Annotated in this window: 13 protein-coding genes and 5 pseudogenes; 11 read left to right on the plus strand and 7 right to left on the minus strand. The window is 59.9% G+C overall.

Features of this window, described 5'->3' with window-relative positions; translation table 11 throughout:
- From AC07VG_RS27420 to AC07VG_RS27445, 6 genes are all read left to right on the plus strand, one after another.
- A partial coding sequence (locus tag AC07VG_RS27420; protein WP_495022259.1) for a hypothetical protein occupies positions 1-132 on the plus strand: 132 nt, incomplete at its 5' end.
- Between the two features lie 191 nt (positions 133-323).
- Positions 324-1,181: a transporter substrate-binding domain-containing protein gene (locus tag AC07VG_RS27425; RefSeq protein ID WP_495003230.1), complete on the plus strand. Its 858-nt coding sequence runs from the start codon at positions 324-326 to the stop codon at positions 1,179-1,181.
- Between the two features lie 67 nt (positions 1,182-1,248).
- Complete coding sequence (locus tag AC07VG_RS27430; RefSeq protein ID WP_248797334.1) at positions 1,249-1,965, plus strand: ABC transporter permease; 717 nt, start codon at positions 1,249-1,251, stop codon at positions 1,963-1,965.
- Between the two features lie 21 nt (positions 1,966-1,986).
- On the plus strand, positions 1,987-2,721 hold the full coding sequence (locus AC07VG_RS27435; RefSeq protein ID WP_495003229.1) for an ABC transporter permease: 735 nt from the start codon (positions 1,987-1,989) through the stop codon (positions 2,719-2,721).
- A gap of 18 nt (positions 2,722-2,739) precedes the next feature.
- A complete protein-coding gene (locus AC07VG_RS27440; RefSeq protein ID WP_495003228.1) occupies positions 2,740-3,531 on the plus strand; it encodes an ABC transporter ATP-binding protein in 792 nt (263 codons plus the stop codon).
- Between the two features lie 274 nt (positions 3,532-3,805).
- Entirely contained in the window at positions 3,806-4,078 is a 273-nt protein-coding gene (locus tag AC07VG_RS27445) for a DUF2790 domain-containing protein (protein WP_495003238.1), read from the plus strand.
- Positions 4,079-4,150: 72 nt separating this feature from the next.
- On the opposite strand, the gene AC07VG_RS27450 is transcribed toward AC07VG_RS27445, so the two are convergent.
- The 5 genes from AC07VG_RS27450 to AC07VG_RS27470 all read right to left on the minus strand — a co-directional run bounded on the left by AC07VG_RS27450 (position 4,151) and on the right by AC07VG_RS27470 (position 10,336).
- Entirely contained in the window at positions 4,151-5,080 is a 930-nt protein-coding gene (locus AC07VG_RS27450; RefSeq protein ID WP_495003227.1) for a LysR family transcriptional regulator, read from the minus strand.
- A 101-nt stretch (positions 5,081-5,181) separates the two neighbouring features.
- Positions 5,182-6,123, minus strand: a complete 942-nt coding sequence (locus tag AC07VG_RS27455) for an aldo/keto reductase (protein ID WP_495003226.1) — start codon at positions 6,121-6,123, stop codon at positions 5,182-5,184.
- 133 nt (positions 6,124-6,256) lie between these two features.
- On the minus strand, positions 6,257-7,711 hold the full coding sequence (locus AC07VG_RS27460; protein ID WP_495003225.1) for an efflux transporter outer membrane subunit: 1,455 nt from the start codon (positions 7,709-7,711) through the stop codon (positions 6,257-6,259).
- Positions 7,712-7,730: 19 nt separating this feature from the next.
- Positions 7,731-9,203, minus strand: coding sequence for a DHA2 family efflux MFS transporter permease subunit (locus AC07VG_RS27465; protein WP_495003224.1), 1,473 nt, complete (start codon positions 9,201-9,203; stop codon positions 7,731-7,733).
- On the minus strand, positions 9,200-10,336 hold the full coding sequence (locus AC07VG_RS27470; protein WP_495003223.1) for an HlyD family secretion protein: 1,137 nt from the start codon (positions 10,334-10,336) through the stop codon (positions 9,200-9,202). The genes AC07VG_RS27465 and AC07VG_RS27470 overlap by 4 nt, the downstream gene beginning before the upstream one ends.
- A gap of 221 nt (positions 10,337-10,557) precedes the next feature.
- On the opposite strand from AC07VG_RS27470, the gene AC07VG_RS27475 reads away from it, so the two are divergent.
- From AC07VG_RS27475 to AC07VG_RS27485, 3 genes and pseudogenes are all read left to right on the plus strand, one after another.
- Positions 10,558-11,181, plus strand: coding sequence for a TetR/AcrR family transcriptional regulator (locus AC07VG_RS27475; protein WP_495003222.1), 624 nt, complete (start codon positions 10,558-10,560; stop codon positions 11,179-11,181).
- 45 nt (positions 11,182-11,226) lie between these two features.
- A complete protein-coding gene (gene mug / locus AC07VG_RS27480) occupies positions 11,227-11,784 on the plus strand; it encodes a G/U mismatch-specific DNA glycosylase (RefSeq protein WP_495003237.1) in 558 nt (185 codons plus the stop codon).
- Positions 11,785-11,869: 85 nt separating this feature from the next.
- Positions 11,870-12,070, plus strand: a pseudogene (locus tag AC07VG_RS27485) (MFS transporter); the annotation flags it as partial.
- Here AC07VG_RS27485 and AC07VG_RS27490 read toward each other — a convergent pair.
- Positions 12,053-12,246: pseudogene (locus AC07VG_RS27490) on the minus strand (hypothetical protein); the annotation flags it as partial. The pseudogenes AC07VG_RS27485 and AC07VG_RS27490 overlap by 18 nt on opposite strands.
- A 547-nt stretch (positions 12,247-12,793) precedes the next feature.
- On the opposite strand from AC07VG_RS27490, the pseudogene AC07VG_RS27495 reads away from it, so the two are divergent.
- Positions 12,794-13,576: pseudogene (locus AC07VG_RS27495) on the plus strand (MCP four helix bundle domain-containing protein); the annotation flags it as partial.
- A gap of 258 nt (positions 13,577-13,834) precedes the next feature.
- Positions 13,835-14,434: pseudogene (locus tag AC07VG_RS27500) on the plus strand (methyl-accepting chemotaxis protein); the annotation flags it as partial.
- A gap of 45 nt (positions 14,435-14,479) precedes the next feature.
- Here AC07VG_RS27500 and AC07VG_RS27505 read toward each other — a convergent pair.
- Positions 14,480-14,575, minus strand: a pseudogene (locus AC07VG_RS27505) (NAD(P)-dependent oxidoreductase); the annotation flags it as partial.
- Between the last annotated feature and the right edge of the window lie 72 nt (positions 14,576-14,647).

Consider the following 14,647-nt stretch of genomic DNA (forward strand, 5'->3'; position numbering starts at 1 on the left):
GCCGAGCGTATCGCCCGCGTCCTGCACAACGACCCGGCCACTGGGGTCATGCGTCACGCCGATGCCGGTTATCAGATCGCCATCGACTGCGCCAAAGAGCAAGGCTTGAACCTGCCGATGATCACTGGTTGATCTGTCGGTCAGGGCACATGGAGATGGGGCAGCCGTCCGGGCTAAAACCATTATGGGTGCGAATTAACCGGTTTAACTGGCAGGTTGGGTTTTAGGGTTTTGTCTTGTCCGCGCGTGCGGACAAGCATTGGAGATTCGGCCTGAGCCGGATCAGTTCGCAACACTCCATTGATTAGGCGGAAGTTATCAAGATGTCGAAGAAATCAAGCTGGTTGGGTTCTGTAGCGCTCAGTGCAATGGTTCTGGCCTGTGCTCCGGCACTGCAGGCCAAGGAATGGACTTCGGTCAATATTGCCACAGAGGGTGCCTACGAACCGTGGAACCTGACGCTTCCAGGTGGCAAGATCGGCGGCTTCGAACCGGAGCTGATGGATATCATCTGTCCGCGCATGAAGCTCAAGTGCAACGTCGTCGTCCAGAACTGGGACGGGATGATCGCCAGCCTCAATGCCGGCAAGTTTGACGTACTGATGGATGCCATCGTCATCAACGAGGAACGCCAGAAGGTCATGGCCTTCTCGACACCTTACGCCCAGACCCCGGCCAGCTTCGTCTCGTTGAAAGCCGATCTGCTGCCGGGCAAAACCGGTGACGCCGCCGCCATCACCCTGGGCACCGACGCCAAGGAAGTCCGCGCCGGCGTTGAAGGCCTGCGCAAAGCCCTCAAAGGCAAAACCATCGGTATCGCCTCCGGCACCATCTACACGTCGTTCATTGATGAAAACTTCAAGGACGTAGCGACCATTCGTGAATACGGCAGCTCAGCCGAAGCCATTCTCGACCTGTTGGCCGGCCGCATCGACGTGGCATTCGACGACGTGACCTTCTTCAATTCGGTCATGGACAAGCCAGAGAACAAACCACTGGCCTTTACCGGTCCGGTCATCAAAGGCCCGATCTGGGGTGAAGGCGAAGCACTGGGCTTCCGCCAGAAGGACCCTGAGCTCAAGGCCAAGTTCGACGCAGCACTCAAGGAAGCCATGGCTGACGGCACGATCAAGAAACTGAGCGAAAAATGGTTCAAGGCAGACCTTACCCCTAAGCAATGATCTTGAATGGCCCGGCAACGTAAAGGTTGCCGGGTTGCTTGAACTTTCATCATAAGTGGGACCTTCTATGAACCTCTTGCAGCTACTCAGTTTTGGTGACTCAGGCTGGGGAATGGCGCTGCTCAAGGCAGCGGGCATGACCGTGGTATTGACCCTGGCGGCGCTGCTGGTGGGTGCGGTATTTGGCAGCCTGGTCGCGGCGGCCAAGCTATCCCGTCAGCGCGGCCTGCGCTGGCTCGGGGACCTGTATTCGATTCTGTTCAGGGGTATCCCTGAACTACTGGTGATCTACCTGTTCTACTTTGGCGGTGCCAGTGTGGTCACCGCGGTTGGCCACTGGTTCGGTGGCGAAGGCTATATCGACGTGCCGCCTTTTCTCGTCGGTGCGTTGGCGGTCGGGCTGATTTCCGGCTCCTACCAGGCGGAAGTCTACCGTGGCGCTTTTCTCGCGGTTTCGAAGGGTGAACTGGAAGCCGGGCTGGCCATCGGCATGACCCGGGCCATGCGCTTCAAACGGATCCTGGTGCCCCAGGTGCTGCGCTTTGCACTACCCGGGCTGGGCAATGTCTGGCAAATGAGCCTGAAAGACTCCGCCCTGATTTCAGTGATCGGCCTGGTGGAATTGATGCGCGCCAGTCAGGTCGCAGCCGGGTCGACTCGGCAATATTTCACCTTCTACATCATCGGCGGCATCGTCTACCTCGTGCTCACTGGCCTGTCCGGTCGGCTTTTCAACATGGCCGAGGCTCGCGTGCGTCGCACGCGGCAGCGCAGCCCAGTCTAGTTCGAGTCGAGAGGGCTATTTATGATCGATTTTCCGTTCCTCGCTGACACCATGCTCAAGCTGTTGGCCGCGTTGCCGACAACGCTGACGCTGTTTTTCTGCTCATTGGTGATCGGCCTTACCCTGTCCGTCGGCATTGTCAGCCTGCGGGTCAGCCGCTGGTGGTTTTTCAGCTATCCGGCGCGCTTCTACATCATGTTGTTTCGCGGCACCCCGCTGCTGATTCAAATGTTCCTGATCTACTACGGGCTGGGTCAGTTCCCGGCCATCCGCGACAGCTTCGCCTGGGTCCTGCTCAAGTCGCCCTATGGCTGCGCGGTGGTTTCGCTGGCCTTGTGTACCGCCGGTTATACCGCTGAAATCATTCGTGGTGGGCTGCTCAGCGTCCCCCAGGGACAGATCGAGGCTGGCAAGGCCGTGGGCATGTCGCCGTGGGAACTGCTGCGCCGGATCATTGCGCCGGTCACCCTGCGCCAGGCCCTGCCAGCCTACTCCACCGAAGCCATTTTGCTGGTCAAGTCCACGGCGCTGGCCAGCCTGGTGACGGTCTGGGACGTGACCGGCGTCGCGCAACAGATCATCCAGCGCACCTACCGCACCATGGAAGTGTTCATTTGCGCGGCCATGATCTACCTGGTGCTGAATTTCCTGGTGGTTCGCGCCGTCGCCTGGCTCGAGTATCGCCTCTCGCCGCACCTGCGTGAGCGGCCAGTTGACCCGATCAAAAAAGCCATTCCTTCGCCTACCCATTCCTGATTTGATACGGAGCCTGCCATGAGCACTCAGTCCGCCTCAGCCCTGTCGGTGACTAATATTCAGAAGTCCTTCGGCAGCGCCCATGTTCTCAAGGGCATTTCCCTGGACGCCCACAAGGGCGACGTGATCTCGATCCTCGGCGCCAGCGGATCCGGTAAAAGTACCTTTCTGCGCTGCATCAACCTGCTGGAAACTCCCGATCAAGGCATCATCACCGTCAATGGTGAAATGATCGAAATGAAGCAGCACACCGACGGTCGCCAGACCCCAAGCAACGCCCGCCAGGTCGAGCGCATGCGCAGCTGCCTGGGCATGGTGTTCCAGAGCTTCAACCTCTGGTCGCACATGACCGTGCTGCAAAACGTCATTGAAGGCCCGATGCGGGTGCTCAAGCGTTCCCGTGCCGAGTGCGTCGAGGAAGCCGAGGCGCTGCTGCACAAGGTCGGCCTGTACGATCGTCGCGACTATTACCCGGCGCACCTGTCCGGTGGTCAGCAACAGCGCGTGGCGATCGCCCGTGCGCTGGCGATGAACCCCCAGGTCATGCTGTTCGACGAACCGACCTCGGCCCTTGACCCGGAACTGGTCGGTGAAGTGTTGCGGGTGATGCGCTCCCTGGCCGAGGAAGGTCGCACCATGCTGGTGGTCACCCACGAAATGGGCTTTGCCCGCCACGTGTCAAACCGGGTGGTGTTCATGCACGGCGGTCTGATCGATGTCCAGGGCACGCCAACGGAACTGTTCGAAGGCTTGCCCACCGAACGTTTCAAGCAATTCGTCTCCAGCCATCATGAGCGAAGTGCCGAGTAAACAAGCTCGACGCCATGGACTGGCGAAACAACAACGGCCCCTGATTTGGGGCCGTTGTTGTTTCTGCCGGTTGCCCGCGATTGATGTGAAATCCGGCAAGAGTGTTTGTCCAGCGGGCCGCTATATGAGGGAATCGCAAGCGCCTAGTATCGTTTCTACCCGGTAAGCCAATGCACTCAGCAACGACTCAGCGGGTAAACACTCGGAAATCCGATATGGACTTTATGACCCTTTCGGTCATGGAGCCAAACACCCAGACGATACGGTGAACATGATGAAATTCTCGAAAATTGCACTGATCCTGGTTCTTGGCAGTGCAGCTGCACAAGCCTTTGCCGACGACGGACAGTCGACGGCAGCCACCGGCAAGCTCGCGGTCGAAACCTACACATCCGACATGAAACCCGATATCGAAAAAGTCATCGCCATTACCGACGCCGCCGATCAATGCGCGCCGGTCCCAGTGCAGATGACCTATGAAGACTCCAAGGGTCAACGCCACATCCTGCAATACCAAGTGATGGGCAGCGGCTGCTCGAACGGCTGAGTGCTTTTGTGGACGATGGAGGGTCGACACTCCTTCCCCGCACGATCAGACCCGTTCAAAAAGCCCTTACCGTTATTGTGAACCGACAACTTCCTTGTTGGACGCCAGCAAATCCGGAATCGCACGTTTAAGAAACTCCACCCAGGTCTTTATCTTGGCATCGACGAATTTCCGAGAGGGGTAGATTGCAAACAGATTCAACTCTTCAAGATGATAGTTGGGCAGTACCCGCAGCAATGTCCCGGCCCTGAGTCCCTCGACGGCCGAAGCAATAGGTTGTATCCCGATCCCCATTCCACTTTTTATCGCCACGGTCATGCCATCGGCGGTATTGATGTGCAAGGGAGACAATGGGGTATTGACGCTCTCCAGGCCTTCGGGCCCCTCGAATATCCAGTTCTCAACCGGCATCACCGTGTTGACGATTCTCAGGCAATCGTGCGAACAAAGATCCCCCGGGGAAGCCGGGTATCCACGTTTTTCCAGGTAGGCTGGCGAAGCGCAAAGAATGCTGAAGGTGCTCCCGAGCCGCTGCGCGACAAACCCCGAATCGGGCAGATCCCGCGCCAGTACAATCGACATGTCATAACCCTCCTCCAGCAAGTCGGGCAGCCGATTGGTCAGGACCAGATCGAACATCACCGAAGGATGCGTCTCCCGATACCTGGCAATGGCCTGGATCACGTAATGATTGCCAATGGCCGACATGGCGTGAATCTTGAGCCTGCCCGCCGGCATGACTTGCGCGGTACCGGCCTCATCCTCCGCTTCACGCACCTCATCGAGGATTTTCTCGCAACGCTGCAAATACCGCAGACCGGCCTCGGTCAGGGCCAGGCGTCGGGTCGTCCGGTTGATCAGGCGGGTTTGCAGTCTGGCCTCAAGACTGGAGACCGCTTTGGAGACATTGGCGGTGGTGCTGTTCAGGAGATCGGCGGCCGCGGTAAAACTGCCACTCTGAGCAACCGCCGTGAAAAAACGCATGGTCTGAAACACGTCCATCGTTTCCACCTCAGGAAATCAGTAAAAACACTATAGGCCCGCCCCGAAGCGTTGCTCGCGCAAAAAAGGGCGGCCCGGCCGAAGCCGCCCTCGCCCAGGCGCTATTTCTTCCGTGGAATAAACCCGGGCACTCCGGTTTCCACAACCGAATTGAAGCGTATCCGGGTGGTGATATCGTCGCGAATTTCAGCCATGGCCCGGTGTGGCAAGGTGGAAATATCAAGGTTCTCCCGGATATGGCTCGGTGTTGAGCAGGTAGTCAGAAAAGCCACTCCGCGCTGTACCGCCCAGGCCAACGCCACCTGCGCCGGGGTTTTCTGCAGGCGCTGGGCGATCCCGGTAATCACCGGCTCTTCCAACACGTTAGGTTCCATGCCATGTCCAAGCGGTGCAAACGCCAGGAGGATAATCCCGTGCTGCTGGCAAAACTCGAGCAGCTCCCATTCAGGTAAATAAGGGTGGGATTCAACCTGCACGACGGCAGGTTTTATCCGCGCCACGGCCACCAGCTCTTTCAAGGCTTCCAAGGTGATATCAGACAAACCGATGGACCTGCATCGGCCGTCATCCACCAGGCGCTCAAGCGCCCTCCAGGTCTCAATCAAGGTGACGCCCGAGTCGTAGATGACATGCCCCTGAAAATCTCTCGGGTCCTGGTCATCGCCGGGCTGAAAGGCAAACGGCGTATGGATCAGATAACAATCGATGTAATCGACTTGAAGTCGGCGGCAACTGGCTGCAAAAGCCGGTTCGACGCGCTCGGGACGATGGTTGGTATTCCACAGTTTGGTGGTGAGGAACACCTCTTCCCGCCGAATACCGCCAACCTGAAAAACTTCCTGTAGCGCAATGCCGACGCTCTCCTCGTTGCGATAGCGCTCCGCACAATCGAAATGACGGACACCGGCTTCCAATGCGGCCTTGACCGCTTGCGTGGTGACCGAGAGGTCTCGAAACAGCGTGCCGAAGCCAATGGCCGGCATCTCCCCGGTTCCGTGGACAATGGGGAATCTGGTCTCGCGAAGAGCATCGTGATAGGTCATGTCTTTAACTCCATTGCCTGGGCCACGACCACAACAAGGGCAGTGACCATTCATAAAATTCCGGGAGGCCGGCCAGTACCCTGGAAGGCCCCGCGAATACCTGGCTTACCTGTAGATTCGCAGCTTGCCACGCTTAGCGAGCAGCCACTTTTTGCTCAAGCACACCGACAGAATTGCCGCCGAGCGCCACGAACAACCGCACCGTGTCGAGATAGCGCGCGGTCGTCACGCGGATCTGTCCCAGTAGCGCCTGCTGATAGGCACGTTCCGCCTCCAGTACTTGGAGCACGCTGTTCTCGCCTTGCGCGTAGGCTTGCTGGTTCAAGCGCAAGCTGGTTTCGGCGGCGCGTAGCGCATCCCCCTGGGCAAGATTTTCCTGCTCGTCATGGTTGATGGCCTGCAACGTGTCAGCGACCTGGCCGAACGACTGGATGACCGTCTGCTGGTAGCCGGCGAGGGATGCCTTGTAGCCATCGACTGCCGCCTGGCGTTCAGCCTTGAGCGTTCCGCCATCGAAGATCGGCCCCGCCAGTCCCGCCGCGAAGCCCCAGAGCGCCGCGCCGCCATTGCCGGAAGCCGCCTGCACCAACGACGCGGAAAGCGCTACATGGGGATAAAGGTTCGCGGTCGCGATGCCCACGGCGGCGCTGGCCATGTGCAAGTCAGCTTCTGCTTGCAGGATATCGGGCCGGTCGTGGGCCATTTCCGAGGGCAAGCTGACGGGCACACGGGAGGGCAAGACAAATTCGGCCAGGTCGAAGTCAGGCGCGATCCAGTCGGCAGGGCCTTTTCCGGTCAGGATCGACAGCGCATGGCGTGCCGCATCACGCTGCTGGGCCAGGGGCGGCAGCAGCGTGCGATCCTGCGCCAGCCGCGTCTCGGCCAGCGCAACATCGATCTGCGTGGTGCTGCCATTGAGATGAGCCATGCGCACCAATTCAAGATTTCGGCTGTCATTGGCCAGCAGTTTCCCGACCGCGGCCATCTGCGCGTTGGCCGAGGCAACCAACAGCGCCTGGCTGGCGACATTGCCGGTCAGGGCCAGGTACGCCGCCTCGTAGCGATGCGTCTGAAGATCGACGAGGGCCGCCTGTTGTTCGACCCGCCGCTTGTTACCGCCGAACGCATCAAGGTCGAAGCTGACCTGCGGCCCGATGCTGTAGAAATTGGCCACCGATGGATCGGCGGCGGTGTGAACCCGTTGGCGACCGGCCTGACCGGCAAAATCGACCCGCGGATACAGGGCTCCCTCCGCCGCGACCACGGACGAAGCCGCCTGCCGGAGGGTGGCATCAGCCGCCACCAATTCAAGATTGCCGTCGATTGCCCGATGGACAACCTGGTCGAGCTTCGGTGATTGAAAGGCCGACCACCATTCACCGTTGATCTTCTTGCCCAGATCAATGTGCCGGTTGCCGTCCTGGCCGAGCCCCTGCTCGGCCTGTGGGTCATAGTGTTGCGACAGGCTTTGCGAGGGAGCCTTGTAATCAGGCCCGACAGTACAAGCGGACAGAAAAAAGGCCGCCGACACCGCACCGACCGTCGTAGGGAACCGGTGTCTGTTGAGGACGAATGCATTGGGTTTCATTTGCCAGACTCCACGAAAACTAGTTGGTCGGAACGGGTTTGCGAAGAAACACCACCAGCGGACTCACCACCAGCATCGCCCACATCAAAATCTTGAATTGGTCGATGATGGCGATGAAGGCCGCCTGGCCGGTGATCATTTCGTTAAGTGCGCCCAGTGCCGGCAATGACGTCGATGCCACCACGCGATACGCGGTCAGATGGCTCGCCAGCGCCAGGTGCATTGCTTGCGTGTTATTGAAGAAACAGGCCTGCACCACCGCGACGCCGATCGTGCTGCCGTAGACCCGGGCCAGATTGAAAAACCCCGTCCCTTCCGGGCGCAGCTTCGGATCCAGGGTGCTGAACGCCACTTTGCTCAGCGCCGGCATCAACACCCCGAGCCCAGCACCCTGGAGCGCACCCGCCAGCGCCACCGGCCACACGTCCATCAAGGGCGAATAACCGAGCATCAACCAGTTGGCATAGATCACCACGGCGATGCCCACCGCCACGAAAGGGCGGCGGTCGAGGCGCTCGGAAACACGCCCCATCAGCAGGAACGCACCGACCAGCCCGACACCGCGCGGTATCGTCAGATAGCCCGTTATCTCAGGTGGAAAGCCGAGCAGTTCATCCAGCATCGGCGAGGTCAGTGCCATGGTCGACAACAGCACAAAACCGAGCGCGAAAAACATCACGGTCGACAGCACGAAGTTGCGGTCCCGGAACAAGCCCTTGCTGAGGAAATGCACCTTCGCGGTCAGCGCATGCACCACGAACAGGTACAACCCCAGTGCACAGGCCACGGCTTCCAGCCAGATTTCCACTGAAGCAAACCACTCCAGGCGCTCACCGCGATCGAGCAGCATTTGCAGCCCGATCATGCCCAACGTGAAACTGCCAAAACCGAAGAAGTCAAAGGACGGGCGTTTCTCGGCCTTCTTCTCCTGCAGCAAAAGCGTCACCACGAGGAAGATGAAGGCCGACAAGGGAATGCTGATGTAGAAGATCGAGCGCCAACCGTAAAGCTCACCGAGCCAGCCACCGAGACTCGGGCCACTGACGATACCCAGCAGCACAATGGCCGTCCACGTCGGGCCAAATGCCCCACGCCGTGCAGGCGGTAAAGTCTCCATGGCAATGGCCATCGACAGCGGCGCCAACACCCCACTCGCGGCGCCCTGGATAATCCGTGCGCCGACGAACTGCAACGGAGTCGTTGCCTGGGTCGCGAGCAACAAGCCGAGGACGAAGCAGGCTATCGCGGCTTGATACACCACTTTCAAGCCGTAGCGGCCAGCCAACCACTGCGCCATCGGCAGGGTGATCGCACTCGCCGCCAGATACGAAGTGAAGACCCAACCTGCCTGGTCGTCGCTCATCGACACGGCGCCCTGGATAAACCTGAGCATCGCATTCGGCAGCGGCAAGCTGGCAGACTGCATATAGGTCACGAACAGCGCGGCAAGCCTGAGCACGCGCGCGCCCTTCTCTCCAAGGTCGGCGTTCATTGGTCAGTCCCCGCGGTCAACAACGCCTCAAGCGGGTGCCACCAGGGCGAGCGATACCCGGTATCGACCTTGACCGTGGCGCTGGTGCCGGAGAACAGCGGCAGATCCGGATCGGCTTGATCGAGTTCGAGTCGAACCGGAACCCGCTGGACCACCTTGACCCAGTTGCCGGTGGCATTTTCTGGCGGCAACAGAGCGAAGTCCGCGCCGGCCCCCGGGCTCATGCTGATGACGTGGGCCTTGAAGGCGTGGCCCGGATAGGTATCGATACGGATGGTCGCGGCCTGGCCCGGATGCATATGGGTCACCTCCGTTTCGCGGAAGTTGGCCTCGACCCAAACCCGCCGAGACAGCAAGGCAAAGGCCGGCGTACCGTTGCTGACATAGTTGCCCACCTGCAAATCGTCGACCTTGGCGACGATACCGTCGTCCGGCGCATACACCGTCGCATACGAGAGGTAGAGCTGCGCCTCGTCGAGCTGGGCCTTGGCCTCACGAATCGCCGGGTGACTATCGACTTCGATGTCCGGATTGCCGTTCAACGCAACCACCGTGCTGGCGATCTGTTGTTCGATAGAGGCCACGTGTTGCCGTGCCACTTTAAGGTCGGTGTCCGCGCGCTCATAAATAGAACGCGAGACAAACTCGGTCGCCACCAACGCCTGCTTGCGGGTGAACTCCTTCTGGTCGAAGCCGGCCGACTCCTTGGCCGATTGCAACTCAGCCTGTTGCTGGCGGTAGCTGGCCTTGAGTCCCTGGATACGCAGCCGCGCCACACTCAACTGGGCTTCAGCCCGGTTGACTGCGATCTGGAACGGCTCCGGATTGATCCGAAACAGCACCTGGCCCTTGCGCACCGGCTGGTTGTCTTCGACGGCGATTTCCACGACCTGGCCGGAAACCCGGGCGTTGACCGAGGCCTTCGCCACCCGGGCATAAGCGTTATCGGTCGAGACATAGGGTTCGCCCGCCAGATAGCGGGCATACCCGACCGCCGCGAAAAGCACCGGGACACCGACCATCAGGAAAGGTCGTAATTGCTCTTTGAGCGGTTTCCTGACAGGCGTGCCCGCCGGGTTCGGCCCTGGGTGCTCGAAGGTCTGCGAAGCGGGGATGTCGAACGGTTTAGTCATGATCGAATGCACCTTATTAACCGGGAAATCGGGGTGGCTGTGAGAAAGCAGTCCATGCGCCGCCTGGAGGGTTGCCCCAGCGCACCTGTTTCATCGCAGCACCACCCGGTTCGAGCTCCGCCACAACAAATCTGAGATTGAGGAACTTCTGGTTCCTTAATTTTGTGCGATGATGTAAGAATATCCCTACACAAGACTTCTCTCAAGGATTTTTGTACATCATGGCACAAAATAAAATCACCGAAGGCAAAGGCCGTGGCCGGCCCCGCGCGTATGACCCGCAGACAGCGCTGCAGCAGGCGCTTGGGGTTTTCTGGAGCACCGGCTATGCCGGCGCATCGCTGGACAGCATCGCCACGGCGGCCGGCATGAACCGTCCAAGCCTTTACGCGGCGTTCGGCGACAAGCACGCCCTCTATATCAAGGCGTTCGAGCAATATTGGGCGCAGGCCTCCGCCGCCGTGCACGAGGCGCTGATGGACAGCACGCTGACCTTGCATGAGGCGTTGCTGGGTTTCTACGAGGGGCAGTTGTCGATCTATTTCTCGGGTGACGGTCAGCCACGGGGCTGCTTTGTGATCGGCACGGCCACCACCGAGGCTGCCGAAGACCCCGAAATACGCGACCTGCTTTCGGATCGCCTCAGCCAGCTCGACGCCGATCTCGAAGCTCGACTGCACCTGGCCGTCGCCTCCGGTGAATTGAAAGGCGACGCCAACCCGGCCGCCCTTGCCGTACTCGCCTCATCCCTGCTGCACAGCCTTTCGATACGGGCCCGGGCGGGCAAGTCCCGTGCTGAGTTGACGGAGCTGGCACGCAATGCGGTCAAGGTGATCTGCGGATGAGCTCGAATGAAGTGCTCGGCACCCGCCGGGCGCGCGAGGTGTGGGGTGACTGAAAGACTCGAAGATATTCTTGGTGAAGACCTCGCTGTGATTTTCTGCGGCATCAATCCGGGATTGATGGCGGCGGCCCAGGGGCATCACTTTGCCGGAAGAAGCAATCGCTTCTGGCGCACGCTGCATCTGGCCGGTTTTACCCCTGAGGAAATCCGCCCGGAAAATGATCGGGCAATCTTGCAGCATGGATGTGGACTGACCGCCGTGGTTGAACGGCCCACGGCGCGCGCAGATCAGCTATCCCCTGCTGAATTCACCGCTATCGCCAGGGACTTTGAACACAAGATCGCCCGTTACGCGCCCCGCTTCGTGGCCTTTCTCGGCAAGGCCGCGTACTGCGGGTTATCCGGTCAACGCGATGTCAGTTGGGGGCTTCAGCCACAGACCTTTGGCAATGCCGCAGTGTGGATTCTGCCCAATCCCAGTGGGCGTAATCGTGCGTTCAGCCTTGATCAATTGGTGGCCGCCTACCGTCAACTCCATCTGGCAGCAGGCGAAACTCAGTCGCGCTCCGGGCAGCTCTCGGCCCTGGAACAGGCCCAATCCTAATTTCTCGATAACCTGCCGTATTTATCAAATTGCACCGACCCACCCGCGATGGCCCAATTAGAGCTTTGTTAACTCAGGCTCACCCATGGAAAATGTACGAGCTTCAAGCACCCACGCCGCCTGGTTGATGGTCAGCGTGGTGTTGGTCGCCCTCAATCTGCGGCCTTCCATGGCCGCTGTCGGGCCCTTGCTGTCGGCAATTCGCGGGGATATCCCGTTGAGTTTCAGCGCGGCCTCGTTGCTGACCATGCTGCCGGTCATGGCCATGGGCCTGGCGAGCGACTTCGTCCACCAGATTTTCACGATTCTGCTGCTCATACAGCGCAGGGTCACGCCCACCGCTCTCCAGGTCGGGTACTGGACCACGCGAATTTTCTGGCCACTGGCGAGCACGTCCTCCAGCGCCGCCGGATCGGCGCAGAGCAGGCGCACTCCCTTTGCACTATCGGGCAAGTGCAGCATCCATAGCGGCGCCCGAAGAGGAACCTTGCAATCCCCCGAGCTGAAAAAGAGTTGGTCCACCTGGTCTGCTCCTACCTGGCACCTAAAGAAGTGTGAGCCTCCCCCCTGACGCCACAAATATTTTATGCATTTGGGGACTGCCTTCTTGTTTTGCAGATCGCCCGCAGGCATCAACGGCACCGCATGGGAATACCAGTTACGACGGATACCGTTTTCCGACATCAGCGCCTCGTCCCACGGCGCGTAGTGCCGCCAACGTTGCCATCAGCGCATGATTCCTGGCCCGTTGCGTCAGGCGTCCGGGCAAGAGCTGGCCCCAGACAGCGCCAGCAATATCTGCCGACCGGCCGGTGTCGCCTGGATATACGCAGGGCATCGTCCACCAGACCTCGAAAGGTGACGGAAAATACCCACTACACCGGCCTACCCGGGTCGGAATCGGCGAGCGCCACCGACAAAATGATGTTACGTTGACATCACCCTGATCAGGTCGTGAAGAATCGTTTAAGCCCAGAGATCATCATCTTTCATCCATCGAGTTTGCCACTTGAACATCCTGAATCAATTCAAATTCTCGACCAAGCTTTTGTCCTCATTCGCTATCTGCGCCCTGATCACCCTGGCCGTGGGTGGGATGGGAATGCTGGGGATCAGTCGTTTGTCCGCGGTGCTGTCGTCGACCATCTCCAACAACCTGGTCTCAGCGAGCAACACCGGCGAGACCCTGCTCAGCCTGACCGCTCACAACCGCGGGCTCTACCGGTTGCTCGACGCTCAGGCCGGCGACGTGTCCGAAGCAGACAAGACGCGTGTTCGCCAGGGCCTGGCGACGGATCTGGCTCGGGCGGAAAAGGCCTTCGCGACCTACCGTGCCACGCCTATGGAGGCTGATGAGCAAGCAGCGGGGGACAAGTACGAAGCACTGTGGCCCGCTTATGTGGCAGGTACCCAGAAGGTCATTGAGCTGGTAGACGCTGGCGATCTTGCCCAGGCACGCACTCGCTTGCACGTGCTGTCGCTTGACGTGTTCAATCATTCCCGCGAGTACCTACGGGTTATGATCGATTCGACCAATCGGCAGATCAAAGAACGTGCCGAGCAAGCGCAAGAAGTCGAAGCCAACTCCAGGCTGACTCTGCTGGTCGGGATCGTGATCGCCTTTCTGGTGGCCATTGCTCTGGGCATTCTGATTGCGCGCATGATCACTCGCCCACTGGCGGTGGCGGTCGCGAGTGCCCAGCGCATTGCCAGTGGCGATCTGACCCAGAGCATTTCCACTACCCGTGGCGATGAAGCGGGGCAACTGCTCAATGCCTTGGCGGACATGCAGGGAGGCTTGAAGCGCACCCTTCAGGAGATCGCCAGCGCCTCGGATCAGTTGGCCTCGGCCGCCGAAGAGCTGAGCGCGGTGACCGAGGAAAGTACCCGTGGCCTGACACGGCAGAATGACGAAATCCAGCAGGCGGCCACCGCTGTCAATGAAATGACTGCGGCGGTCGAGGAAGTGGCACGCAATGCCGTGTCGACTTCCGAGGCCTCTAAAGCCGCGACCGAAGACGCCGCTCATGGCCGCAGTCAGGTCGACCATACGCTCATAGGCATCAGCACCATGGTGGAAGAGATCACCGAGTCGACCGAGACGGTGACCGAACTGGCCGGGCACATTCGGGAAGTCAGCAAGGTACTGGACGTGATCCGCAGCATCGCCGAACAGACCAACCTGCTGGCGCTCAATGCGGCCATCGAAGCCGCCCGTGCTGGCGAACAAGGGCGCGGGTTTGCGGTGGTGGCCGATGAAGTGCGCGCGCTCGCCCACCGCACCCAAGCCTCGACCGTAGAAATCGAAGGCATGATCAGTACCGTGCAATCGGGTGCTAATGGGGCCGTCACTGCCATGGGCAAGAGCCTGTCGCTGGCCACCAACACCCAGGAACTGGCCCAGAGCGCCGGGGCGGCGCTGGAGAAAATTAGCGACAGGGTCGTCACCATCAACGAGCGCAATCTGGTGATTGCTTCAGCGTCCGAAGAACAGGCTCAGGTCGCCCGTGAGGTGGACCGCAATCTGCTGAACATCCAGGACCTTTCGACCCAGACCGCGGCTGGCGCCAACCAGACCAGCGCCTCCAGCCAGGACCTGTCGCGCCTGGCCGTCGCCTTCAATGTTCTGGTAGCACAGTTCAAGCTTTAAGGTGCTGAGGACTACTACGGATCGATCACCGCTGTCAGGACAGGGCGCCTCGGCGATTTCCCTGTTTGTCAGTGCCGAGAGAAGTGCAACGGTATCCACAACGCCGCCTCGGGCGATATTGACCAGATAGCCATCAGGGCCGTGTGTCACGACGATGTAGCGTGCACGAGTAGCCTACGCATGTTGGGAGCGTTCTGCCCCCATAGACTACAT

The organism is Pseudomonas sp. GW821-FHT03C07, from assembly GCF_059420925.1.